General features: G+C 72.5%; 19 protein-coding genes. 12 read left to right on the forward strand and 7 right to left on the reverse strand.

The annotated features are described in order from the left end of the window. Window positions 1-92: 92 nt before the first annotated feature. Both AB0L75_RS10065 and AB0L75_RS10070 read left to right on the forward strand, forming a co-directional pair. Window positions 93-1490, forward strand: coding sequence for a peptidoglycan recognition protein (locus AB0L75_RS10065; RefSeq protein ID WP_365177973.1), 1398 nt, complete (start codon window positions 93-95; stop codon window positions 1488-1490). Between the two features lie 196 nt (window positions 1491-1686). Next, window positions 1687-2769, forward strand: coding sequence for an NDP-sugar synthase (locus AB0L75_RS10070; RefSeq protein ID WP_365177976.1), 1083 nt, complete (start codon window positions 1687-1689; stop codon window positions 2767-2769). Between the two features lie 252 nt (window positions 2770-3021). Here the strand turns inward: AB0L75_RS10070 and AB0L75_RS10075 are convergent, their stop codons facing one another. The 4 genes from AB0L75_RS10075 to AB0L75_RS10090 all read right to left on the reverse strand — a co-directional run bounded on the left by AB0L75_RS10075 (window position 3022) and on the right by AB0L75_RS10090 (window position 7044). Then, window positions 3022-4011 (reverse strand): DNA-3-methyladenine glycosylase 2 family protein, encoded by a 990-nt coding sequence (locus AB0L75_RS10075; protein WP_365177979.1) that lies wholly within the window; start codon window positions 4009-4011, stop codon window positions 3022-3024. A gap of 153 nt (window positions 4012-4164) precedes the next feature. Continuing rightward, window positions 4165-5481, reverse strand: coding sequence for a coenzyme F420-0:L-glutamate ligase (locus tag AB0L75_RS10080; protein ID WP_365177982.1), 1317 nt, complete (start codon window positions 5479-5481; stop codon window positions 4165-4167). Then, the gene (gene cofD / locus AB0L75_RS10085; RefSeq protein WP_365177985.1) at window positions 5478-6437 is read right to left on the reverse strand and encodes a 2-phospho-L-lactate transferase; all 960 of its coding nucleotides are present in this window, start codon (window positions 6435-6437) and stop codon (window positions 5478-5480) included. The genes AB0L75_RS10080 and cofD overlap by 4 nt, the downstream gene beginning before the upstream one ends. A gap of 100 nt (window positions 6438-6537) precedes the next feature. Next, window positions 6538-7044, reverse strand: a complete 507-nt coding sequence (locus AB0L75_RS10090; protein WP_365177988.1) for a cysteine dioxygenase family protein — start codon at window positions 7042-7044, stop codon at window positions 6538-6540. A gap of 634 nt (window positions 7045-7678) precedes the next feature. Between AB0L75_RS10090 and AB0L75_RS10095 the strand changes: the two genes are divergently transcribed. From AB0L75_RS10095 to AB0L75_RS10105, 3 genes are all read left to right on the forward strand, one after another. Then, window positions 7679-7942, forward strand: a complete 264-nt coding sequence (locus AB0L75_RS10095) for a WhiB family transcriptional regulator (protein WP_010986447.1) — start codon at window positions 7679-7681, stop codon at window positions 7940-7942. Between the two features lie 290 nt (window positions 7943-8232). Beyond that, complete coding sequence (locus AB0L75_RS10100) at window positions 8233-11844, forward strand: glycosyltransferase (protein ID WP_365177992.1); 3612 nt, start codon at window positions 8233-8235, stop codon at window positions 11842-11844. Beyond that, window positions 11841-13382 carry a DUF5719 family protein gene (locus tag AB0L75_RS10105; protein ID WP_365177995.1) on the forward strand — a complete coding sequence of 514 codons (1542 nt, stop codon included), beginning with the start codon at window positions 11841-11843 and terminating at the stop codon, window positions 13380-13382. Before AB0L75_RS10100 ends, AB0L75_RS10105 begins: the two co-directional genes overlap by 4 nt. Window positions 13383-13466: 84 nt before the next feature. Here the strand turns inward: AB0L75_RS10105 and AB0L75_RS10110 are convergent, their stop codons facing one another. Beyond that, complete coding sequence (locus AB0L75_RS10110; protein WP_365177998.1) at window positions 13467-13919, reverse strand: metallopeptidase family protein; 453 nt, start codon at window positions 13917-13919, stop codon at window positions 13467-13469. Between the two features lie 399 nt (window positions 13920-14318). On the opposite strand from AB0L75_RS10110, the gene AB0L75_RS10115 reads away from it, so the two are divergent. From AB0L75_RS10115 to AB0L75_RS10140, 6 genes are all read left to right on the forward strand, one after another. Beyond that, entirely contained in the window at window positions 14319-14744 is a 426-nt protein-coding gene (locus AB0L75_RS10115; RefSeq protein ID WP_365178001.1) for a DUF3499 domain-containing protein, read from the forward strand. Window positions 14745-14854: 110 nt separating this feature from the next. Then, window positions 14855-16219 (forward strand): phosphomannomutase/phosphoglucomutase, encoded by a 1365-nt coding sequence (locus AB0L75_RS10120; RefSeq protein WP_365178004.1) that lies wholly within the window; start codon window positions 14855-14857, stop codon window positions 16217-16219. A gap of 178 nt (window positions 16220-16397) precedes the next feature. Further along, window positions 16398-16568, forward strand: coding sequence for a Trm112 family protein (locus AB0L75_RS10125; protein WP_133046004.1), 171 nt, complete (start codon window positions 16398-16400; stop codon window positions 16566-16568). A gap of 151 nt (window positions 16569-16719) precedes the next feature. Beyond that, on the forward strand, window positions 16720-17847 hold the full coding sequence (locus tag AB0L75_RS10130) for an SIS domain-containing protein (RefSeq protein ID WP_365178007.1): 1128 nt from the start codon (window positions 16720-16722) through the stop codon (window positions 17845-17847). A 114-nt stretch (window positions 17848-17961) separates the two neighbouring features. Continuing rightward, window positions 17962-19113, forward strand: coding sequence for a mannose-6-phosphate isomerase, class I (gene manA / locus AB0L75_RS10135; RefSeq protein ID WP_365178010.1), 1152 nt, complete (start codon window positions 17962-17964; stop codon window positions 19111-19113). A gap of 182 nt (window positions 19114-19295) precedes the next feature. Next, window positions 19296-20276, forward strand: a complete 981-nt coding sequence (locus AB0L75_RS10140) for a cation diffusion facilitator family transporter (protein ID WP_365178014.1) — start codon at window positions 19296-19298, stop codon at window positions 20274-20276. Window positions 20277-20309: 33 nt separating this feature from the next. Here AB0L75_RS10140 and lepB read toward each other — a convergent pair whose 3' ends face one another. Further along, window positions 20310-21002 carry a signal peptidase I gene (lepB, locus tag AB0L75_RS10145; RefSeq protein ID WP_365178017.1) on the reverse strand — a complete coding sequence of 231 codons (693 nt, stop codon included), beginning with the start codon at window positions 21000-21002 and terminating at the stop codon, window positions 20310-20312. Window positions 21003-21185: 183 nt separating this feature from the next. Beyond that, the gene (locus AB0L75_RS10150; protein WP_365178020.1) at window positions 21186-23375 is read right to left on the reverse strand and encodes a fructose-specific PTS transporter subunit EIIC; all 2190 of its coding nucleotides are present in this window, start codon (window positions 23373-23375) and stop codon (window positions 21186-21188) included. Between the two features lie 472 nt (window positions 23376-23847). On the opposite strand from AB0L75_RS10150, the gene AB0L75_RS10155 reads away from it, so the two are divergent. Beyond that, window positions 23848-24818 (forward strand): adenosylhomocysteinase (locus AB0L75_RS10155; RefSeq protein WP_365178023.1); only part of this gene is annotated, 971 nt, incomplete at its 3' end.

A 24818-nucleotide genomic window follows, 5' to 3' on the forward strand; every position in this document is an offset into this window, starting at 1 on the left:
GCGCCGGTGCCACCGGTTCGGCGGAACGGTGGCCTACGGCCCGCCAGTTCACCTATGGACAGATTTGTACGACTATGTTCAAGATCAGGAGCATGCGCGGATTCCTGAATTCGACCATCGGCGCCTCGTCGATCGCCCGCTCCTCGATCGGCATCACCTGCGCCACGGCCCTCGCACTCCCGCTGACCCTGCCCGTGACCACGGCAAGCGCCGCGACCGCGACCACGAAGGCCGCGACCGCGATCCCGGGCAGCACCCGTTCGCTGCCCCTCGTCCCCCTCTCCGGCGTGCGGGTCCTCGGCACCGTCCCGGAAGAGGGGCTCTACCGGCCCGACGGCGAGCACTTCTCGCTGGTCGGCGTCGTCTGGCAGGACCCGGACACCGAGTTGCAGGGCCGGGTCCAGGTGCGCACCCGGTCGGCCGCGACGGGCGAGTGGTCCGGCTGGCAGGACCTCGAGACGCACAACGCCGACCACGGCGCCGACCCGGGTACGGCGGAACGGGACGCGCGGCGGGTGCGCGGCGCCACCGCACCGCTGTGGGTGGGCGACTCCGAGGGCGTGGACGTCCGGGTCCGCGCCGCCGGCAACACGGGCGGACGCGGCCACCGTACGGACGGCGCACGGCCGTCGCAGCCGCCGTTGCCGTCGGGGCTGCGCCTCGAACTCGTCGACCCCGGTCAGGAGGCGCCGCCCGCGGGCGCGCCGGCCGACGCGCAGGCCGACACGCCCCACACCGATCTGGACTCGGACGCGGCGCGCGCGGCCGCGGCCGCCAACACCGACATCGCCCGCTTCGGCGCCCTGCAGATCCCGGCACTGAGCAAGCGGGCCACCGAGCGGGAACTCGCCCGCCTCAAAGGTCCGGTGAAGAAGGGCAATCCGTACATCGGACCGCGCCCACGGATCGTCACGCGCCGCGGCTGGGGCGCGGACGAGTCACTGCGCGGCGGCGGGTTCGCCTACACGAAGAAGGTCAAGGCGGTCTTCGTGCACCACACGGCCTCCGGCAACAAGTACTCGTGCTCCCAGACCCCCTCCGTCATCCGCAGTATCTACCGCTACCACGTGGACGGCATGGGCTGGCGGGACATCGGCTACAACTTCCTCGTCGACAAGTGCGGAACCATCTACGAGGGCCGGGCGGGCGGCGTGACGAAGGCGGTCCTCGGCGCGCACACCCTCGGCTTCAACAACAACAGCATGGGCATCGCCGTGATCGGCACGTACAGCACGACCAAGCCGGCCAAGGCCGCTCTGACCGCCATCGCGAGACTCGCCGCGTGGAAGCTCGGGCTCTATGGGGCCAATCCGCGTGGAAAGACATATCTCACGTCGGCTGGTGGCAACCTGTACGCCAAAGGTAAGAAGGTACGGCTGAACGTCATCTCCGGTCATCGGGACGGGTACGCCACCGAGTGTCCCGGCAAGCGTCTTTATGCCAAGCTGGGCACGGCCCGTTCCGGCGCGGCGCGCTACCAGGGGCGCTGAGCCGGCCGCGGGCCGCGTTTCGGTTCCGTCGCCGGGGGGCCCGCGGGTCTCACACCGTTCTCATACCGATCTCGTGGGAAACCGCGCGGTCGTCAAGGGTGCCGCCGCTACGGTCTGCATACACTGACCGGCCGAAACGAATGATACGAGTGATACGAGTAGTTCGGCCGTTCCCGGCAGGAAGCAGAGACGACAGGTGACAGAAGCGATCCTCCTGGTCGGCGGCAAAGGCACCCGGCTGCGTCCGCTCACGGTGCACACGCCCAAGCCCATGGTCCCCGCCGCCGGGGTGCCGTTCCTCACGCACCAACTGGCGCGCGCCAAGGCGGCGGGCGTGGACCACATCGTCCTCGCCACCAGTTATCTGGCCGAGGTCTTCGAGCCGTACTTCGGCGACGGCTCCGCCCTGGGCCTGCACATCGAGTACGTGACGGAGGAGGAGCCGCTCGGCACAGGCGGCGCCATCCGCAACGTCGCCTCGCGCCTGCACTCCGGCCCCGACGACCCGGTGCTGATCTTCAACGGCGACATCCTGACCGGCCTGGACATCAGGGCGCTGGTCGACACGCACAAGACGGCAGGTGCGGACGTGTCGCTGCACCTCACCAAGGTCGCCGACCCTCGCGCCTTCGGCCTGGTCCCCACGGACGAGTCCGGCCGCGTCCTGGCCTTCCTGGAGAAGCCGCAGACGCCGGAGGAGATCGTCACCGACCAGATCAACGCGGGGGCGTACGTCTTCCGCCGCTCGGTCATCGACACGATCCCGCAGGGCCGCCCGGTGTCGGTGGAACGCGAGACGTTCCCGGACCTCCTCGCGGCCGGCGCCCATCTCCAGGGCATGGTCGACTCCACATACTGGCTGGACCTCGGCACCCCGGCGGCCTTCGTCCGCGGCTCGGCCGACCTGGTCCTCGGCCGCGCCCCGTCCCCGGCCGTCCCGGGCCGCTGCGGCGACAGCCTCGTGCTCCCCACGGCGACGGTGGCGCCGGACGCGAAGCTGACGGGCGGCACGGTGGTCGGCGAGGGCGCGTTCGTGGCCGAGGGCGCTCGCGTCTCCGGCTCCACCATCCTCCCCGGCGCGGTCATCGAACCCGGCGCGGTCATCACCGACTCCCTGATCGGCGCGAAGGCCCGCGTGGGCGAACGCACCGTGCTCACCGGCACGGTCATCGGTGACGGCGCGGTCGTCGGCGCCGACAACGAACTCCGCGAGGGAGTACGGGTGTGGTGCGACGCCCGCATCCCCGCGGGAGCGCTCCGCTTCTCCTCCGACCAGTAACGCCGCCCCGGGACCGCCGCCACCCATGGGGGCTGCGCCGCCAGACCCCCATGACCCGGGGGCGGTCCCGCCGGTAATCCGTCCGCGGGCAATCCTGTGCTTCCTCGCGCGGTTGCCCGCGCCCCTGAGCCGTCGTGTCCGCTCGGCTGCGGGCGGTCGTGCCTCTCCCAGCGCCTCAAGGGCCTGGGAGGCACCCCGCGGGCGCGGGCGAGCGAAACCCGCCCCTGCCCCGCCACCGCATGGCGCGCGCCCTCAGAGCACCCCGATGTCCACCCGGGGCATCTTCGGCGCTCGCCGAGCCGGTACCCGCCCGCTCAGCAGGATCAGCCGGACCGCCCGATGCCGTTGCCCGGCATACGGCTCCAGCAGGCGCAGCATCACCGCATCGTCGGCATCCCGGTCCTGAGCCAACGCCCAGCCCACGATCCCCGGCAGATGCAGGTCCCCGACCGTCACCGCGTCCGCCGCCCCGTGACTGCGCTGCACCACCTCCGCCGACGTCCACGGCCCCACCCCCGGCACGACCTCCAGCCGCGCCTGCGCCTCGGCCGCCGGCATCCCCACGGCCTGCTCCAGCCGCGCGGCGACCCGCACGGCCCGCAGGATCGTCGACGCCCGCTTGTCGTCCACGCCGGCCCGGTGCCACTCCCAGGAGGGGATCAGCGCCCAGGAACGCGGCGTCGGCATCACGAACATCGGCCGCTCGCCCGCCCCCGCGGGCCCCGGTGCCGGCTCCCCGAACCTGCGCACCAGCAGCCGCCACGCCCGATACGCCTCGTCGGTCGTGACCTTCTGCTCCAGCACCGACGGGATCAAGGACTCCAGTACCAGTCCGGTCCGCGTCAGACGCAGGCCCGGGCGCCGATGCCGCGCCAAGGCCACGAGCCGGTGCCGGGGCACGAACGCCTCCGGCTCGTCGGCCGCGCCGAGCCACTCGGGCAACCGGTCCAGCAGCCACTGGGCCCCCGGCCCCCACGCCTCACCGAGCACCTCACCGCCGTACGCCCGCACCCGCAGCGTGCCCGGCCCGGCGGGCGTGCGGCAGGCTCGCCACACGGATCCGTCCGCGGTGGCGCGGAAGGTGGGGTCGGCGGGTCCGCGGCGCAGCGGTCCGAGCACCAGCCCGAGATCGAGCGGCCCGTCCGGCGTCCATCGCCGTACTCGCGCCGGAGCCGCCGCCTGCCGCGGTATCCCGGCGGCGGCGCCCGGCGGCACGCCGACCTGGCCGCCGCGCACGGACATGGGGGCACCTCCCACGCCTCTCGGGCTGTGGGGGAGCGCGGGCCGCTGAGCGAAACGTCCTGCCACGGATGAGGTCCTATGAGGTCCAGGGGAGCCGGTGCCGTCCTACGAGACTAGGCGGTCGTACGAGGACTGCGGCCGCGTACGCCGAACTCACCGCACCTCGACGAACGCCCCCGCGTCCCGCTCCGGCCGCGGTCTCGGCTCCTCGGCCGGATGCCCGACGGCCACCGCGCCCATCGGCTCCCACTCCGCGGGCAGCGCCAGCGTCTCGCGCACCACGTCCCGGCAGAACATCGTGGACGACACCCACGCCGAGCCCAGCCGCTCCCCGGCCAGCGCGACCAGCAGGTTCTGCACGCCCGCGCCCATCGCCACGACGAACATGTCCCGCTCGGCGCCGTCCCGCCGCGCGTCGCCGTAGTGATGCGAGCCGTCCGTGACGAGGCACGGCACGACCAGGTAGGGCGCGTTGCGCAGTACGTCCCCGCGGCGCACCCGCTTCGCGATGGACTCCTCGCTCTTGCCGTCCCGGCGCAGGTCGGCGATCCAGGCGTCCCGCATCGCGTCCAGCAGCCGGGTGCGGGACTCCTCCGACTCCAGCAGCACGAACCGCCACGGCGTGGTGTGGTGCGGGGCGGGCGCGGTCAGCGCCGCCGCCACCGCGCGCCGTACCGCGCCGGGGTCCACCGGCCGCTCGGTGAAGGCCCGGACCGTACGCCGCTGGGTCACCGCCTCCCGGATCGCCTCGGAGGTGCCGAGCCGGAACATGTCGCCGTGCGGATGCCGCACCAGGGCCCGCGCGCCGTCCTCGAACTCCGGGTCCAGGACGTGCGGCAGGCCGCGTACGACGGCGACCGGCCGGCCCGTCGCCTTGCCTTTGACCAGGTCGGCGGCGGCGGCCAGCTCGTCCGCCCAGGCCACGATCGTCGCGCTGAGCGGATTGCCGTACGCGTCCGTGCCTCCGCGCAGGTCGTCCAGCACGCGCACCCCGGCGGCGCCGATCGCCACGTCCGTGAGCCCCGAGCGCCAGGGCCGCCCGAAGGTGTCCGTGATGATCACGCCCACGTCGACGCCGAGGGCGGCGCGCAGGCCGTCGCGGATCGCGTGCGCGGAGGCGTCCGGGTCCACGGGCAGCAACAGCACGGTCCCGGCGGGGGTGTTGGAGGCGTCGACCCCGGCGGCGGCCATGACCAGGCCCTGCCGGTTCTCCACGATGCGCAGCGTGCCGCGCCGGGCGACGACGCGGACCGTCTCGGCGTCGATGGCCGCCTCCCGGTCGTCGGCCCGCATGATCCGGCCCTCGGCCTTGGAGACGATCTTGGAGGTGACGATCAGCACGTCCCCGTCGGCCAGGCCCGGCTCGGCGGCGGCGATCAGCTTGGCGAGGTCGTCGCCCGGCTGCACCTCGGCGATGCCGGTGAGGGCCCGGACCGTGTACGCCGTGTGCTCGGAGCGTTCCTCGGTCACGCTCCCCGCACCTCCTCGGCCAGCGCCAGCGCCTCGCGCGCCATCTGCGCGCTCGCGTCGACGTCGGTCATCATCAGCGGTACGGCGCGGCAGCGGATGCCGTCCGCCTCGACCCGCTCCACCGCGGCCGCGTCCACGGTGTCGACGAGCCAGCCGTCCAGCAGGCCGGAGCCGTAGTGCTCGGCGACCGCGGCGGCCGTGGACTCGACCCCGACCGCGGCGAGCACCTTGTCGGCCATGCCGCGCACCGGGGCGTCACCGACGATGGGGGACAGGCCGATCACGGGCACGCCCGCGTCCGCGATCGCCTCCCGGACGCCGGGGACGGCGAGGATGGTGCCGATGGACACCACCGGGTTGGACGGTGGGAAGAGGATGACGTCCGCCTCGGCGATGGCCTCCAGTACGCCGGGCGCCGGCTTGGCCTGTTCGGCGCCGACCGGCACGATCGCCTGCGCCGGGACCGAGGCGCGCAGCCGTACCCAGTACTCCTGGAAGTGGACCGCCTTGCGTTCGCCGTCGACCTCGACGGCGACATGGGTCTCCACGCGGTCGTCGGTCATCGGGATCAGTCTCACGCCCGGCTTCCAGCGGTCGCACAGCGCCTCGGTGACGGCGCTGAGCGGATAGCCCGCGCCGAGCATCTGCGTGCGCACGATGTGCGTGGCGAAGTCCCGGTCGCCGAGGCCGAACCAGTCGGGCCCCACTCCGTAGGCCGCCAGCTCCTCCTTGAGGTGGAAGGTCTCGTCGGCCCGCCCCCAGCCCTGCTCCTCGTTGATGCCGCCGCCCAGCGTGTACATCACCGTGTCGAGGTCCGGGCAGACCTTCAGCCCGAAGAGGTGGATGTCGTCGCCGGTGTTGCCGATCACCGTCACGTCCGCGTCCGGCACGGCCCGCTTCAGACCGCGCAGGAAACGGGCACCGCCGATGCCGCCTGCCAGAACCACAATGCGCATGGGGCCAAGTGTTGCAGGCGGGTACGACAACGCGTCAGGCGGTCACCGGACGGGGCCCGTCGGATTTCGGGCAGCCCCCGGGTCCCGGCGGGCCCGGGTTTCAGGCGCTCACCGGGCGCGGCTCGGTGCGCGCCTCGCAGTGCTGGGAGGTGTGCATGGGCATCTCGGTGAGGCCCGGGTAGTACACGTGCAGGCTGACCGCCGGCTCCAGCGCGTCGTTGACGACCTCGTGGACGTACCCCGGCGCGAACACCCTCTGGGCGCCCGCCGCCAACGCGCGCGTGCCGCGCTCGGTGCGCTCGGTGAGAGCGCCTTCCAGGACGGTGAGGACCCCGGAGGAGCGGCCGTGGTCGTGCAGTCCGCTGCCCTGTCCCGGGACCCAGCTCAGCAGCCACACCTCGTAACCGGGGCCGGTGCGCAGCCGGTGGTACCAGCGGGTGGTCGCGTCGTAGCGGACGAGATGCGCCCACTGGGAGCGGTCGGCGGCGATCGAGCGGGCCAGGCCCACGAACTCGGCAACGGTGGCCGGGTGCTCGCGCGGCGGCTGGAGCAGGTGCGGGACTTCGAGGATGTCGCCGGCGATCTGGAGGTCGTTGTCGCTGTTCATCGCTGTGTGTGGTTCCTCGGCGAAGGAGCGGACGCGGGAGGTCCGGAAGGGAGGTGCTGCGAGGGAGGGGGCTGCCGAGTCGGATCGAAGGACTCGGCGACGGCTGGAGCGAGGGCAGGCTCAACAGCTGGAACAGCGACAACAGCTACAGCGGGACCGGGCAGCACCGTGGGACCCGGCGGTGCGGGTCGAGGTGAGTGCCAAGTTCGCGAGCATGCCCACAAGGACACCGGCTCACACCTGAGCTGTCAACTCGGCGCCCGGTATGTGGGACGCGGTTCACCTCTTCCGGTGCACCTCTCAGGTGAAAGGTTTGTTCACCCGGACCCCGGGACACATGGCGCACATCCGAGCGCTCAGGCCTCGTGCAACGCGATCGAACGCGGGGGCGTCCTTCTTCGTACAGAGTCCTGTACGGATCCGACCAGCCTCTCGGGTCCCGCCTGCGGGTTGTGGTTTATGGCGATTTGAACACTTTCCGCACGGCCTTGGTTCCGCAGAGTGAATAACGGGCTCAATAGCAGATCTCGGCTTGACTCGCCCGGAGCAGCACACTTGTAATTTCACTCGTGTCGTTCAGCCGAAACCGGTAACGGCAACGCACGGGGACGCGAAAGACAGACGAGGGGCGCACATGACCGAGCTGGTGCAGCAACTGCTGGTCGACGACGCGGACGAGGAACTCGGCTGGCAGGAGCGCGCGCTGTGCGCCCAGACCGACCCCGAGTCCTTCTTCCCCGAGAAGGGCGGCTCCACCAGAGAGGCGAAGAAGGTCTGCCTCGCCTGCGAGGTCCGCTCCGAATGCCTTGAGTACGCCCTCGCCAACGACGAGCGATTCGGCATCTGGGGCGGTCTGTCCGAGCGGGAGCGCCGCCGGCTGAAAAAGGCTGCCATCTGACCACGCGCCCAGCGGTCGTCCGACCGCACATCCACACGAAAACGTCACGAACGGCCCGTCGCCGGTGGGTTATCCACAGGCGGCGGGCCGTCGTCATGGCCAGCCGATAGTGTGGGCGCTCGTCCGAGACGCCCCGCTGCCCCCTCGACCCCGAGAGGACACAGGCGTCCACCGCAGTCCATCGAACCGGGGCCCGTACCTCGATGTCCGTGCACAGCCATACGGCAGCCCAAGACTCGGCTGCCACAGCGGCGTTTGATCCGTCCCGCCCGCCCGAGTTCCCGCGTCATGTGGTGACCGCGGTCCTCGTCTCCCACGACGGCGCCCGCTGGCTGCCCGACGCCCTCGCCGGCCTGCTCGGCCAGGAGCGCCCCGTGCAGTGCGCGGTGGCCGCCGACACCGGCAGCGCGGACGACTCCGCCCGGCTGCTCACCGACGCCCTCGGCGACGCGGGCGTGCTGCACCTCGCCCGCCGCACCGGCTTCGGCCAGGCCGTCGAGGAGGCGAGCCGCACGGCCCCGGTGCTCACCCCGGAAGAGCTGCCGTATCTCAAGCGCCCCAGCGGCTGGGACCCCGTCACGCGCTCCTGGCGCGACGACGCCTACGACATGCCCGAACTGCCGCACGGCGAGCCCATCCAGTGGCTCTGGCTGCTGCACGACGACTGCGCCCCCGCCCCCGACGCCCTCGCCGAGCTGCTCCGGGTCGTCGAGGGCGAACTGGAACTGGGCCGCGACGACGTGGCCGTCGTCGGCCCCAAGCTGCGCGGCTGGTACGACCGCCGGCAGCTGCTGGAGGCCGGCGTCTCCATCGCCAACTCCGGCCGCCGCTGGACCGGCCTGGACCGCCGCGAGCAGGACCAGGGCCAGCACGACCACGTGCGCACCGTGCTCTCCGTCTCCACCGCCGGCATGCTCATCCGGCGCGATGTCTTCGAACGGCTAGGCGGCTTCGACCGCCGGCTGCCCCTCATGCGCGACGACGTCGACCTGTGCTGGCGCGCCCACGCCGCCGGCCACCGCGTCCTGATCGCCCCCGACGCCGTCGTACGGCACGCCGAGGCCGCCTCCCGCGAGCGCCGCACCGTCGACTGCGCCGGCCGCACCGCCGCCTCCCCGCACAAGGTCGACAAGGCCGGCGCCGTCTACACCCTCCTCGTCAACATGCGCGGCGCCGCCCTGCCCTGGGTGCTGCTGCGGCTCGTCCTCGGCACCTTCGTGCGGACCATCGCCTACCTCGTCGGCAAGGTGCCCGGCCAGGCCGTCGACGAGATCCGCGGCCTCCTCAGCACCCTGCTGCGCCCCGAGCGGATCATCGCCGCACGCCGCCGCCGTGGACCCGCGCAGATCGACAAGGCCGAACTGCGCCAGCTCTTCCCACCGCCCGGCGCCACCATCCGCGCCACCGTGGAACAGCTCACCGCCAACTTCAGCAGCGGCTCCGACACCGAAACCGCCTCGGCCGGCCGGCACGGCGGCGCCGTGGAGTCCGGGCCCGGCGGCGACGACGCCGAGTTCCTGGAGATCGAGCAGTTCGCCCGGCTCAAGCGGATCGCCCGCAAGCCCGGCCCCGTGCTCTTCCTGGCGCTGCTGCTCATCTCCCTGACCGCCTGCCGTGCCCTGCTCGGCTCCGGCGCCCTCGCCGGCGGCGCCCTGCTGCCCGCCCCGGCCGGCGCCGGCGAGCTGTGGTCCCGCTTCGCCGACTCCTGGCACCCGGTCGGCGCGGGCGGCACCCCGGCCGCCCCGCCCTACCTCGCTTTCATCGCGACCCTCGCCACGATCCTGTTCGGCTCCACCGGACTCGCCGTCACCGTCCTGCTGGTCGCCTCGGTGCCGCTCGCCGGGTGCACCGCCTACTTCGCCTCCCGGCCGCTCGTCACCTCCCGGCTGCTGCGCGCCTGGGCGGCCATCGCCTACGCCTTCCTGCCCGCCACCACCGGCGCCCTGGCCGGCGGCCGCATCGGCACCGCCGTCCTCGCCGTACTGCTGCCGCTGATCGCGCGCGCCGGCGTCGCCGCGAGCGGCCTCGCGAACCGGTCCGGCGCGCGGGGCAGCTGGCGCGCCACCTGGGCCTACGCCCTGCTGCTGACCATCGCCACGGCCTTCACCCCGATCGTGTGGCCCATGGCGCTGCTGCTCGGCATCGGCGTGCTCGTCCTGCGCCGCTCCGACCCCGTCGCCCACGCCCTGCGCCTGCTCGCCCAGCTCGGCACCCCGCTGCTGGCCCTCGCGCCCTGGTCGCTGACCCTGCTGCCGACCGGCTTCTTCAAGGAAGCCGGCCTGGCGTACGGCGCCTCGGCCGCCTCCGCGCTCGACCTGCTCGCCGCCAGCCCCGGCGGCCCCGGCACGGTGCAGGGCCTGATGCTCATCGGCATCGTCCTCGCCGCCCTCGCCGCGCTGCTGCGCTCCGAGCGTCAGCTCGGCATCCGCACCGCCTGGGCGGTCGCCCTGACGGCTCTCGTCTTCGCCGTCCTGGCCAACAGGTCCGCCTGGGCCGGACCGGCCACCCTCGTCTACGGCATCGCCCTGCTGGCCGCCGCCGCCCTAGGCGCCGACGGCGCACGCGCGCGTGTGGCCGAGCAGAGCTTCGGCTGGCGCCAGCCCGTCGCCGCCCTGATCGCCTTCGCCTGCGCCGCGGGCCCGCTGCTGGTCGCCGCCGGCTGGATGATCGGCGGCGCCGACGGCCCCCTGAAGCGCCGTGACCCGACCCAGGTGCCCGCGTTCGTCGCCGAGGACTCCACGACCGGCGACCGGGCCCGCACCCTGATCCTGGACAGCGACTCCACCGCGCACGTGCGCTACAGCCTGGTCCGCGGCTCCGGCGCCCGCATGGGCGACGCCGAGGCCGGCGCCGCCGACGGCCGGAACACCCGGCTGGACAAGGTCGTCGCCAACCTCATCGCCGGCTCCGGCGCCGACCAGGCCGACGAACTCGGCGGCTTCGCCGTGCGGTACGTCCTGGTCCACAAGGGCGCGCCCCGCGACATCACCCGCGTCCTCGACACCACCCCCGGCCTGAGCCGGCTCAGCCAGCAGGACGGCAGCGCCCTGTGGCGGGTCGACCAGGAGGTCTCCCGCGCCACCCTCGTCCCCGCCGGCGGCTCGGGCACCGCCCAGCCGGTCAGCGCGGGACCGGTGGAGATCCACACGACCATCCCGTCCGGCGCGGACGGCCGCGTCCTGCGGCTCGCCGACACCGCCTCCGCGGGCTGGACGGCCACCCTGGACGGCAAGCCGCTCACCCGCACCACGGTCGACGGCTGGGCCCAGGGCTTCCAGCTGCCCTCCGCCGGCGGGAAGCTGGACGTCACCTACGACGCCCCGGTCACCCGCACCGCCTGGCTGTGGGCCCAGGGCGCGCTCGCCGTCGTCCTGGTCGTCCTCGCCCTGCCGGGCCGTCGCCGCGACGTCGACGACGACCTGCCCGAGGAGGAGCCGCAGCCCGCCCAGGCCACCGCGGGCGAGGGCCGCCGCGCCCGCCGCCTGCGCGCCCAGGCCGAGGAACAGGCCGCCGACGAGCAGCCCGGCGCCGAACAGCCCGCAGCGCCGCCCGTGCCGGACCAGCCCCAGGCCGCCGTACCGCACCAGCAGTCCTACGACGACTGGAACCAGGCCTCCTACGCGAACGGCGGATACGCCGGCTACGGAGCCGACCAGTACCAGAACGGCGGCCAGTACCAGCCCTCCGCCTACGACCAGCAGGCGTACCCGGCCGACCCGTACCAGCAGACGGGCCAGTACGACCCGTACGCCTACAGCGGTACGGCCGACCAGATGCCGTACGACCCGACCGCCTACCAGCAGGGCTACGACCCGGCGTACGACCCCGCCCAGCAGGGCTATGACCCGGCCCAGCACCCCCACGGCACCGGCAGTGAGCGCCCCGACGGGAGCCAGCAGTGAACCGCACCACCCTGTCCCTGATCGCCGCCACCACCGCGCTGGCCGCCGTCACCGCGTTCGCCGCGCTGGAGGGCCCGTCCGCGTCCGGAGCCGCCGCTCCCCAGGCGGCCGCGCATCTCCCGGTGGAGCGCACGAGCCTGCTGTGCCCGGCGCCGAGCATCTCGGACATCGCCGACACCTCGTACACGTCGTTCACGCCCGTCACCGCGGGCACGGCGAACAGCGGCAAGGCCCAACTCCAGGCGGCCGACGAGCAGTCGGGGGACGGCACGGACAACTCCCAGACCGGCAAGGGCGCCAAGGGCACCAAGGGTGCCAAGGACTCCAAGGGCAAGAAGACGGCGGACCAGCCGGTGCTCACCCCGAAGGCACCGGGCACCCCGGTCACCGGTGACACCTCCGGCGCCGACACCCCCGCGCTCATCGGCACCGCCGACGGGAGGTTCGCACCCGGCTGGACCATGCAGGAGACCACCGAGGTCGCCGCCGGCACCGGCCGTGGCCTGCAGGGCGTCAACTGCACGGCGGCGGACACCGACTTCTGGTTCCCGGGCGCCAGCACGGCCGCGAGCCGCACCGACTACGTCCACCTGACCAACCCCGACGACTCCGCCGCGGTCGTCGACATCGAGCTGTACGGCAAGGACGGCGCGATCAAGTCCCCGCTGGGCGAGAACCTCACCGTCCCGCCGCACGCGAGCAAGCCGATCCTGCTCTCCACGCTCACCGACCAGCGGCAGCCCGACCTGACCGTGCACGTCAGCGTGCGCAGCGGCCGGGTCGGCGCGGCCGTGCAGGCCCTGGACGACAAGGCGGGCGGCGACTGGCTGGCTGCGGCCGCCGACCCGGCCGGCAGCCTGGTCCTGCCCGGCATCCCGAAGGACGCCACCGACGTCCGCCTGATCGCCTTCACCCCCGGCGGCGACGACGCCGACCTCAAGGTCCGCCTGGCCTCACCCGACGGCCTGATCACCCCGGCGGGCAACGAGACCCTGCACGTGAAGTCGGGCATGACGAGCACCGCCGACCTCGGCGCGGTGACCCGCGGCGAGGCGGGCTCCCTGGTCCTGACCCCCACCGACCAGTCGGTCCCGGTGGTGGCGGCCCTCCAGGTCGTCCGGGGCAAGGGCGACAACCAGGAGACGGCCTTCATCCCGGCCACCGCCCCGGTCGGCACGCGCGCGACCTCGGCCGACAACAGCGCCCAGGGCACGACCCTCGCCCTGACGGCAGCCACCGCCACCGCCACGGTCAAGGTCACCGCTTCGGCGGGCAGCGAGGGCGGCACGCCGACGTCAAAGACATTCACCGTCAAGTCCGGCACCACCGAGAATGTCGCGTTCCCCGTCCCCTCGGCTCTGAAGGGCACTTACGCGCTCACTGTGGAAACCGTCTCCGGCGGCCCCGTCTACGCCTCCCGCACCCTCTCCGCCACCGAGTCCGGAGTCCCCGGCTTCACCATCCAAACCCTCCCGAACGACCGCGGAATGGTCGCAGTACCGAGAGCGACGGAGGACCTGTCGGTGCTGCAGAAGTAGCGGCGACGGGGGCGGTGTCGCACCGCCCCGTTGCCCGGCCGCGGCTGAGGGGGGCACCCGCACACAGCCGTGGCCCGCGGGGCCTCAGTCCTCCCCGTACCGCGGATCCACCGTCTCCGGAGTCAGCCCCAGCAACTCCGCCACCTGCTCCACGACCACCTCGTGCACCAGTGCGGCCCGCTCGTCCCGCCCCTTGGTGCGGATCTCCACCGGCCGCCGGTACACGACCACCCGCGCCCGCCGCCCCTCCTGCGCGGGAACCACCCCGCCGAGCGGCACGGCCTCATCACTCCACGCCTGCTCTGCCCGCCCGTCCAGCCGGGGCACCTCCAGGACGAGGAAATCGATGTCGGCCAGCTGCGGCCACCGCCGCTCGAGGCGCTCCACGGAGTCCTGCACCAGATCCGCGAACACATCGGCACGGCTCGCCGCCAGCGGCACCTGCGGCGGTGCGATCGGCCCCCGCATGCCCCGTCCGTGACGATCACGGCGGCGAGGCCCGGGTCCGGTGGCACGGGGCGGTACACGGTTGTCCATCACTGGGGAAGCGTAGTCCTCGCCCGCTCCGCCCGCCCGGCCCCACACGGCAACGCCCCCCTCGCCCCCACGCCAACCAGCCACCCTCCCTCCGCCCTCCACCGGTGCCCGTCACCGGCGCCGCCCTGCGCCGATCGGCCCACCCCCGATCAGCCTCAGCCCCACTCCGAACGGCCGTGTCCATTTCGTGTCGCAGGATGACCGTTCCAGCCAACGTCTGGCTCGTTTCCGTAACCCTCCAAGACCGCCGAACTCAAGGCAATTGACGGTGTTTGCACTGACTCATGACCGTATCGAGTCGTGCTCAAAACCCGCCGAGCATCCGTCCATGCAGGTCAACGCGGCCTCCCCGAAGGGGTGTGTGGGGTGTTTCACAGCACGACACGGTGGAGTGACGTGGTGGAGAGTCGTCGCGGCCCGCTCAAGAGTGCGGTACCGTCCAACGTCGTGAGCCCTGTACGTCGCTGTTCGCGCACCGCCTGCGGCCGACCCGCCGTCGCGACGCTGACGTACGTCTACGCCGACTCGACCGCGGTCCTCGGCCCGCTCGCCACCTACGCCGAACCCCACTGCTACGACCTGTGCGCCGAGCACTCCGAACGCCTCACCGCCCCCCGCGGCTGGGAGGTCGTCCGCCTCATCGACGGCTCCGCTCCCGCGCGGCCCAGCGGAGACGACCTGGAAGCGCTCGCCAACGCCGTGCGCGAGGCGGCCCGCCCCCAGGAGCGCGCGGCCGAGGCGGGCGGCGGCGGAGCCCGCACGGCGGACCCCATGGAGGTCGCCCGCCGCGGCCACCTGCGGGTCCTGCGCTCACCGGACAACTGAGCCGCCCCGGCCCCGGTCACGACTCGGCGTCCACCTGGTGTCCGCACACCTCGCCCTTACCGCCAACGGGTATTTTGTGGGCACCCATAGGACTTTCAGGAGGGTTGGCCGTGACTGCTGATCTGTCGCAGATCGTGAAGGCGTACGACGTACGGGGAGTGGTTCCGGACCAGTGGGACGAGTCACTGGCCGTGCTCTTCGGCGCCGCCTTCGCGGAGGTGACGGGTGCGGCGGCGATCGTCGTCGGCCATGACATGCGGCCGTCGTCCCCGGGCCTGACCCGTGCCTTCGCGCGCGGCGCGGCCGACCGCGGAGTGAACGTCACCGAGATCGGTCTGTGCTCCACGGACCAGCTGTACTACGCCTCGGGCGCGCTGAACCTGCCCGGCGCCATGTTCACCGCCTCCCACAACCCGGCCCAGTACAACGGCATCAAGCTGTGCCGTGCGGGCGCCGCCCCGGTCGGCCAGGACACCGGCCTCGCCGAGATCCGCGAACTGGTCGAGCGGTGGCTGGAGTCGGGCGCCCCCGAACCGGTCGCCCAGCCGGGAACCCTGTCCTCCCGCGAGACGTTGGAGGATTACGCGACGCACCTCCGCTCCCTCGTCGACCTCACCTCCATCCGCCCCCTGAAGGTCGTGGTCGACGCCGGCAACGGCATGGGCGGCCACACGGTCCCCACCGTCTTCGCCGGCCTGCCCCTGACCCTCGTCCCGATGTACTTCGAGCTGGACGGCACCTTCCCGAACCACGAGGCCAACCCGCTCGACCCGGCCAACCTGGTGGACCTGCAAAAGCGCGTCCCGGAGGAGGGTGCCGACCTCGGCATCGCCTTCGACGGCGACGCCGACCGCTGCTTCGTCGTGGACGAGCACGGCGACCCGGTCTCCCCGTCCGCGGTCACCGCGCTGGTCGCCGCACGCGAACTCGCCCGCAACGGCGGCACGGGCACGATCATCCACAACCTGATCACCTCCCGTACGGTCCCGGAGGTCGTGAAGGAGCACGGCGGCAGCCCGGTGCGCACCCGTGTCGGCCACTCCTTCATCAAGGCCGAGATGGCCCGCACCGGCGCGATCTTCGGCGGCGAGCACTCCGCGCACTACTACTTCAAGGACTTCTGGAACGCCGACACGGGCATGCTGGCCGCCCTGCACGTCCTCGCGGCCCTCGGCGGCCAGGAGGGCCCGCTGTCCGCCCTCACCGCCCAGTACGACCGCTACGTCGGCTCCGGCGAGATCAACTCCACCGTCGCCGACCAGGCCGACCGCCTCGCCGCGATCCGCGCCGCGTACGAGAACCGCGCCGACATCACCCTGGACGACCTCGACGGCCTCACAGTCGCCGCCCCCGACTGGTGGTTCAACGTCCGCCCCTCCAACACCGAGCCCCTCCTCCGCCTGAACGCCGAGGCGAAGGACGAGGCCACGATGACGAAGATCAGGGACGAGGCCCTGGCGATCATCAGGGCCTGAGATCACGGAGCCGAGCTTCCCCGGCAGGCCGAGTGAAGCGCGGGGGAGGGCGGCATAGGCCGAGGTCCAGGGGGCGCCGCCCCCTGGACGGTGCCGACCGCCCAGCTCGGCCTGTCCACCAGCGGTACGCTGACCAGGCACGTCCACAGTCACGAACACGCCCCCGAAGGGACACCTCATGCCGCTCGAAGCCGGCCTCCTGGAGATCCTCGCCTGCCCGGCCTGCCACGCCCCCCTCAAGGAGCAGGACACCGAGCTGATCTGCACGGGCCAGGACTGCGGCCTCGCCTACCCGGTCCGCGACGACATCCCGGTCCTCCTCGTGGACGAGGCCCGCCGCCCCGCGTGACGAGGCCCATCCCCTCGTAGATCTCTCTGGTAGATCCCTCTCGTAGACCCGTCGTAGATCCCCTCGTAGCGAAACGGCGCCCACCACGTAGCGAAGAGGCGCCCCCTGGAAGGCCCCGCACAGGGCCCCCGGCGACCGGAGGCTGCCGCCCATGCTGGACGAATCGCTGCTCGACACCCCGGAGGGCCTCGCCGAGGCCGACCGCCGAGGCCTGCTGCGCGGCGCCGCAGAGGCCGGCGCCCGCGTCCGCACCGCCGCCCGGCACGCCGTCGAGGCGGGGATCGGCGACCTCAAACCCGACGGCCGCCCCCGCGCCGTCCTCATCGCGGGCCCCGGCACCGCCGCCACCCACACCGCCGACCTCCTCGGCACCCTGGCCGGCGTCGGCAGCCCCGTGGTCCGCCTGGCCCCGGTCGGCGTCGCCCCGGCCGCCGGTGCCCTGCGCTGGGAACTCCCGGGCTGGGCCGGCTCCGTCGACCTGCTGCTGATCGCCACCCCGGACGGCACCGAGCCCAGCCTCTCCCTCCTCGCCGACCAGGCCTACCGCCGAGGCTGCTCGCTGGTCGCCGTGGCCCCGCCCCGCACCCCGCTCGCCGAGGCGGTCGCCGGCGCCCATGGCTTGTTCGTGCCGATGGCGACAGCGCCGTACGACCAGGAGGAACCGCTCGCCGGGTCCTCCCCGGGCGTCTTCTGGGCGCTGCTCACCCCGCTGCTGGCGCTACTGGACCGCGTGGGACTGCTCAACGCCCCGGCGGACGCCCTGGAGAAGGTCGCCGACCGCCTGGACCACGTCGCCGAGCGCTGCGGCCCCGCCATCGCGACCTACAGCAACCCGGCCAAGACCCTGGCCGCCGAACTGGCCGACGCACTCCCCGTGGTGTGGACGGAGGGCACCTCGGCGGGCCCCGCCGGTCGCCGTTTCTCCGCCGCCCTCGCCGAGCTGGCCGGCCGCCCCGCGCTCGTCGCCGAACTCCCGGAGGCGCTCGCCGCGCACAGTGCCCTGCTGGCCGGCCCGCTGGCCGCCAGCGCCGACCCCGACGACTTCTTCCGCGACCGCGTCGAGGAGCAGCCCGCGCTGCACGCGCGCGTAGTGCTGCTGCGCGATCGCCCGATCGGCGGCCTCACCGCCGCCCCCGCCGCCCGTGACCTGGCCCTCAGCCACGACACGCCGATCAGCGAGCTGGAACCGGAGGAGGGAGGCGAACTGGAGACGCTCGCGGAACTGATCGCCGTCACGGATTTCGCCGCTGTTTACCTGGCGCTCGCTTCGAGGGCCTGACCTGGTCACGGGCCGGATCGCCCGCACCCATCACCAGCACGGCGCCCACCACCAGCACGGCGTCCGGCACCGCCGCCGGCTGAGCAGCCGTACCTACGGAGACAGAGAAGACACATGGACCGCCTCGACAACGCCATCCGCCCCTACGCCTGGGGTTCGACCACCGCCATCCCGCACCTGCTCGGCGTCGAGTCGACCGGTGAACCACAGGCGGAGATGTGGATGGGCGCGCACCCCGGAGCCCCCTCGCGCACCTCGCGCGGGACGCTCGTCGAGGTCATCGACGCGAACCCGGAGGCCGAGCTGGGCAAGGCGGTCGTAGCGAAGTTCGGCCCGCGCCTGCCCTTCCTCCTCAAGATCCTCGCCGCCGGCGCCCCCCTCTCCCTCCAGGTGCACCCCAACCTGGAGCAGGCCAAGGAGGGTTACGCCGACGAGGAGCGGCGCGGCATCCCGGTCGACGCCCCGCACCGCAACTACAAGGACGCCAACCACAAGCCCGAACTGATCTGCGCGCTCACCGAGTTCGACGGCCTGTGCGGCTTCCGCGACCCGGTCCAGGCGGCCGACCTGCTCGCCGGCCTCGGCGTCGACTCCCTCAAGCCGTACGTCGACCTGCTGCACGCCCACCCCGAGGACGCGGCCCTGCGCGAGGTGCTCACCGCCATCCTCAGTGCCGACCCCGAGGAGATGGCCCGCACGGTCGCCGAGGCCACCGCCGCCTGCACCCGCCTCGGCGGCGACTACGCCCCCTACGCCGACCTCGCCCAGCACTACCCGGGCGACCCCGGCGTCATCGCGGCCATGCTGCTCAACCACGTCCGCCTGCAGCCCGGCGAGGCCCTGTTCCTCGGCGCCGGCATCCCGCACGCGTACCTGAACGGCCTCGGCGTCGAGATCATGGCCAACTCCGACAACGTCCTGCGCTGCGGCCTGACCCCCAAGCACGTCGACGTCCCCGAACTGCTGCGCGTCGTCCGCTTCGAGGCGAGCGACCCGGGCGTACTGCGCCCCGAGGCCTCCCCGGCGGGCGAGGAGGTCTACGACACACCGATCGACGAGTTCCGCCTGTCCCGGTACGTCCTCCCCGAGGGCACCGCCGCCCACGACCTCACCCTCGACACCCCTCAGATCCTGCTCTGCACGGCCGGGGCCGTCCGCACCGGCGAGCACGAGCTGAGCCCTGGTCAGTCGGTCTTCGTCCCGGCCGGCGAGAAGACGGAGATCTCGGGCACGGGCACGCTCTTCCGTGCCACCGTGATCGTGTGACCCAGGCTGTGGACAGTTTGTGGATCATATGACCGGGGTTGTGGATACCTGAGGCGCCGGGGCCCGGCCGGGCTGCAAGAATGGCCCACCGGCAAAGGCCGGGCAAAGCCGGGACACGCCTGGATCGGCGTGGACGGACGAGGGCTCCGAGTGCTTCAGAGGCGAAGGGACAACGCGGACACATGAGCGCGTCAGGCGGTACGAAGGCGATCGTGGCGGCACTCGGCGCCAACCTCGCGATCGCGGTGTCGAAATTCGTGGCGTTCGCGTTCAGCGGCTCCTCCTCGATGCTCGCCGAGGGCGTCCACTCCCTCGCCGACTCCGGCAACCAGTTCCTGCTGCTCATCGGCGGCAAGAAGGCCCAGCGCGAGGCCACCCCGCAACACCCCTTCGGCTACGGCCGCGAACGGTTCATCTACGCCTTCCTGGTCTCGATCGTCCTGTTCTCCATCGGCGGCATGTTCGCCATCTACGAGGGCTACGAGAAGATCAGCCACCCGCACGAACTGGAGCACTGGTACTGGCCGGTGGGCGTCCTGGTCTTCGCGGTCATCGCCGAGGGCTTCTCCTTCCGCACGGCCATCAAGGAGTCCAACGAACTGCGCGGCAGGCTGTCCTGGGCGCAGTTCATCCGCCGCGCCAAGGCCCCCGAGCTGCCCGTCGTCCTGCTGGAGGACTTCGGCGCGCTCATCGGCCTGGTCCTCGCCCTCCTCGGCGTCGGCCTTGCCGTGCTCACCGGCAACGGCGTCTGGGACGGCATCGGCACCGTATGCATCGGCGTCCTGCTCGTCTGCATCGCCCTCGTTCTGGCCGCCGAGACCAAGTCGCTGCTGCTCGGCGAGGCGGCGGGCCTGGACGTGATCAAGAAGATCGAGGAGGCCACGGTCGACGGCGACACGGTCACCGGAGTCATCCACATGCGCACGCTCCACCTCGGCCCCGAGGAACTGCTGGTCGCCGCCAAGATCGCCGTCCAGCACGACGACACGGCCGCCGAGGTCGCGAACGCCATCAACGCCGCCGAGGCCCGTATCCGCGCCACCGTCCCGATCGCCCGCGTCATCTACCTCGAACCGGACATCTACAGCGAGGCCGAGGCCGCCAAGGGCCCCGACCCGGAGGCGACCCCGGGCGGCCCGAACCCCCACACGCCTGGCCACTGAGGCCTCCACCGGGGCGTACTTGCTCCCGGCACCTCAGCTCCCCACCGACTGCGTGGGCCAGGGCAGCACCGGCACCGTCGGCGCCTTCCGCCGTCGTACGACGAGGAAGCCGATCCCGAGTCCGACGCCGACGAGAAACAGCACGACTCCCAGGAGCAGAGCCGCGACCAGCAGGGCCGGGGCCGACCGGTCGTCCGCCACCCGGCCCCGCACCGCGTCCATGGACACCGTCCCGCCCTGCTCGTCCAGATGGAAGCGCGAGTCCTGGGAGTTCGCGCGGTAGTCGCCCAGCAGGAACAGCCGCCCCCGAGGGACCGTCACGTCATACGGCCGGTGCGCGCCATCGGCGTCACCGCCGTGGACGTACGGCTCCTCGACCGGCTTCCCGTTCACGGTGATCCGCTCCCGCGAACCCACCGGCATGCAGCACCGCACCCGGTCCCCGCCCACGCCGACGACCCGCTTCATCAGGAGCGCGTCGACGCCGTAGGACTCCGGCGGCGTGAACAGCACGACGTCGCCGCGCCGCAGCTCGCTCCCGTCGATGCGCTTCCACACCACCCGGTCACCCGGTTCATAGGTCGGCGCCATGCTGCCGCCCGCCACAGTGGAGACCCCGTACGAGGCCCGCAGCCAGCCGAAGGCGCCGATCGCCAGCACCACCCCCAGCAGCCCCACCACGAGCGCCGAGATCCCCAGCCCCCGTCCCCGCCCGCTGCCCACCATGCTCCACCCTCCCGGTACCCCGCCCTCGGCGCGGAGAATAGCCGCTCCCCGCCAGCGCACTGCACGCGGACCGTCCGGCGGTCAGCAGAGGGAGCGGTAGGGGACCGGACGCCCTGCGGTAGGGGAGCGGAGACGGTGCGGGCCCGCCCCCCCAGGGGCCCGCACACTTCCCTTCCCGTCAGCTCACCCGACCTCGGCGAGCACGTCGAGGACCGCCCGCTCGTCCGGCGCCGACAGCAGCCGCTCCCGGAACCCGGCGTCCATCAGCTTGCGCGAGAGCAGCGCGAGGATCCGCAGGTGCTCGTCGCCCGCGGCCGCCTCCGGTACGGCGATCATGAAGACCAGCCGGGCCTTCGTACCGTCCAGCGACCCCCACTCGACGCCCTCGGCGGACCGTGCGAACCCGACGACCGGCGCGGTCACCGCGTCCGTCTTGGCATGCGGGATCGCGATCTCCTCACCGAGCCCGGTCGTCCCCTGCTCCTCCCGCCGCAGCGCGGTCGCCACCAACTCGCCCACATCGGCGACCCGCCCGCTACGGTTCAGCAGCTCGGCCATCTCCCGTATCGCGGCGCCCTTGTCGTCGGCGGCGAGGGCGACCTTCACCGTGCGCCCGGTGAGATACCCGGAGAGCACGTCGTCCCCGCCACCCTCAGCCGCGGCACCCGCATCCGCCGACACAAGCACCGCCCCCGGCGCCTCCACGGCCCCACCTTCAACCGCAGCACCCTCTACCCCCACCTGCCCAGGCAAGCCCCCACCCGACGCCACACCCATACCCACACCCGGTCCCACACCCGCACCCGCCGACGCCGATTGCCGCACAGGGCGTGCGGGTGGGAACCCATTCCCCACCACACCCGAACCCGCATCCGAAGGGCCACCGGAAGCCCCCACGACCGCCCCCACACGCCCCCGACGCCCACTCACATCAACCAACGCCACAGTCACCAACGCGGTGACCACCGACCCGATCACCACAGCGACAAAGAACGTCGGCACCCCACTCACCGCGCCCAGCACCGCCACGATCGGCCCCCCGTGCGGCACCGCGTCCTTCACCCCGGCCAGCCCCGCGACCGCACCGGCCACCGCACCGCCCAGCATGTTCGCCGGGATGACCTGCGCCGGCCGCGCCGCCGCGAACGGAATCGCACCCTCCGAGATACCGAAGCAGCCCATGAACAGCGCCGCGAGCCCAGTCTCCCGCTCCTGCTCGGTGTACAGCCGCCGGCGGATCAGCGTGGCCAGCCCCTGCCCCAGCGGCATCACCGGGATCGCTACCGCGCACATGCCCATCACCGTCTGGTTGCCACTCGCGATGAGTCCCGCGCCGAACAGGAACGCCGTCTTGTTGACCGGCCCGCCCATGTCGAAGGCGATCATCAGCCCGAGGATCGCACCGAGCAGGATCGCGCTCGTCCCCGTCATCCCGCCGAGCCAGCTCGTCAGATGCTCGAAGACCCAGGAGATCGGCTTGCCGATGACGTAGATGAAGAACAGCCCGAGCGCCGTCGTCGCCACGATCGGGATCACGATGATCGGCATGATCGGCTGCACGAACTTCGGCACCCGGACCTTCTTGATCCACAGCACCAGATACCCGGCGAGGAACCCGGTCACGATCGCCCCGATGAAGCCCGCGCCCGCCTTGGAGTCGTACAGCTCGCCCGTGTTGGCGATCCAGCCGCCGATCATGCCCGGCACCAGCGCCGGCCGGTCGGCGATCGCGTAGGCGATGTAACCGGACAGAATCGGGATCATCAGCTGGAAGCCGATCCCGCCGATCGCGTTGACATGTGCCCAGAAGGTGCCGTCCGGGATCACATAGCCCTTGGACGTCGCATGCCCGCCGAGCGCGAGCGAGACCGCGATCAGCAGACCGCCGACGACCACGAACGGGATCATGTACGACACGCCGTTCATCAGCGCCTTGTACACCGGCCCCCGCTCCCTGCCGGCGCCACCCGCGGACCGGGCCGCCGAACCGCCGGCTTCCCCGCCCGGCGCGTACACGGGCGCCGACCGCACCCGCTCGATCAGCTGCTCGGGATGGCGGATGCCCTCGGCGACCCCGACCGTCAGCACCCGCTTGCCCGCGAACCGGCTCAGGTCGACGTCCTTGTCGGCGGCGACGATGACGCCGTCCGCGCTTCTGACATCGTTGTCATCGAGGACGTTCTCGGCCCCTATGGACCCTTGGGTCTCCACCTTCATCTCGATGCCACGGATCGCGGCGGCCTGCGCGAGCTTCTCCGCCGCCATGTACGTGTGCGCGATGCCGGTCGGGCAGGCGGTCACCGCCAGCAGCTTGACCTGCCGCCGCTCGTCATCGCGGCCATCCGTCGAGGGAGGGCCGGCCGGACTGGTCACGTCGATCTCCTAACGCCTTCGTCGCGCGAGGCACCGTTCCATCGGACACCTCGCGAGCGGAACCGGACGGCCCCGGCTCCCCTGCATCCTGCCCCACCCCGCCCCGGCCCCAAGGTGCGAAAGTCCCCGCTCGCACCGGTCTGTGGGCTCCTGTTCCCCACTTTCCGCGCCCCCAGCGGCCGCCCTTCTGCCCCCTCGCCGCGCCTCGAAACCGCCTCGCGCGCGGCCGGAACCATGCGGATGCGGACTGGGGCCGACCCGGCCGTCCGGTGTAGCTTGGGACGGAGCCAGACGTCGCTGCTGATGGCGGTCGGGCGGTCCCGAAGCGGACCGACCGAGGGAGAGAGGGCCTCCGACGGACTGCGCTGCGCGTACGCGGGCATGCCTGTGTCCTCTTCTCGGGCACCCCTGTGTCCGCCGCCGCGCAGACCAGCCGTACCCACCTCGACCCAATCCCGAGGAGCAGCTCGCAATGACGACTGTCGACAACCGACAGGACTTCAAGGTCGCCGACCTCTCTCTGGCCGTGTTCGGCCGCAAGGAGATCACTCTCGCCGAGCACGAGATGCCGGGCCTGATGGCGATCCGCAAGGAGTACGCCGAGGCCCAGCCGCTGGCCGGCGCCCGTGTCACCGGTTCCCTGCACATGACGGTGCAGACCGCCGTGCTCATCGAGACCCTGGTCGCCCTCGGCGCCGAGGTCCGCTGGGCCTCCTGCAACATCTTCTCCACCCAGGACCACGCGGCCGCCGCCATCGCCGTCGGCCCGAACGGCACGCCCGACAACCCCCAGGGCATCCCGGTCTTCGCCTGGAAGGGCGAGACGCTGGAGGAGTACTGGTGGTGCACGGAGCAGGCGCTGACCTGGCCGGACAGCCCCACGGGCGGCCCGAACATGATCCTGGACGACGGCGGCGACGCCACCCTCCTCGTCCACAAGGGCGTCGAGTACGAGAAGGCCGGCGAGGTCCCCGCGCTGGACACCGCCGAGTCCGACGAGCACCGCGTCATCCTCCAGCTGCTCCACCGCACCCTGGGCGAGAACCCCCAGAAGTGGACCGCGCTGGCCTCCGAGATCCGTGGTGTCACCGAGGAGACCACGACGGGTGTCCATCGTCTGTACGAGATGCAGCGTGATGGTGTCCTTCTGTTCCCGGCGATCAATGTGAACGACGCGGTGACGAAGTCGAAGTTCGACAACAAGTACGGTTGTCGTCATTCGCTGGTGGACGGCATCAACCGGGCGACCGATGTGCTGATCGGTGGCAAGACCGCGGTGGTCTGTGGTTACGGTGATGTGGGCAAGGGGTGTGCGGAGTCGCTGCGTGGCCAGGGCGCGCGGGTGATCGTCACGGAGATCGACCCGATCTGCGCGTTGCAGGCGGCGATGGACGGCTACCAGGTGACGACGCTGGACGAGGTCGTCGACAAGGCCGACATCTT

It is taken from the genome of Streptomyces sp. NPDC052101 (assembly GCF_040680235.1).
In the GTDB taxonomy this organism is placed as follows: Bacteria; Actinomycetota; Actinomycetes; order Streptomycetales; family Streptomycetaceae; genus Streptomyces.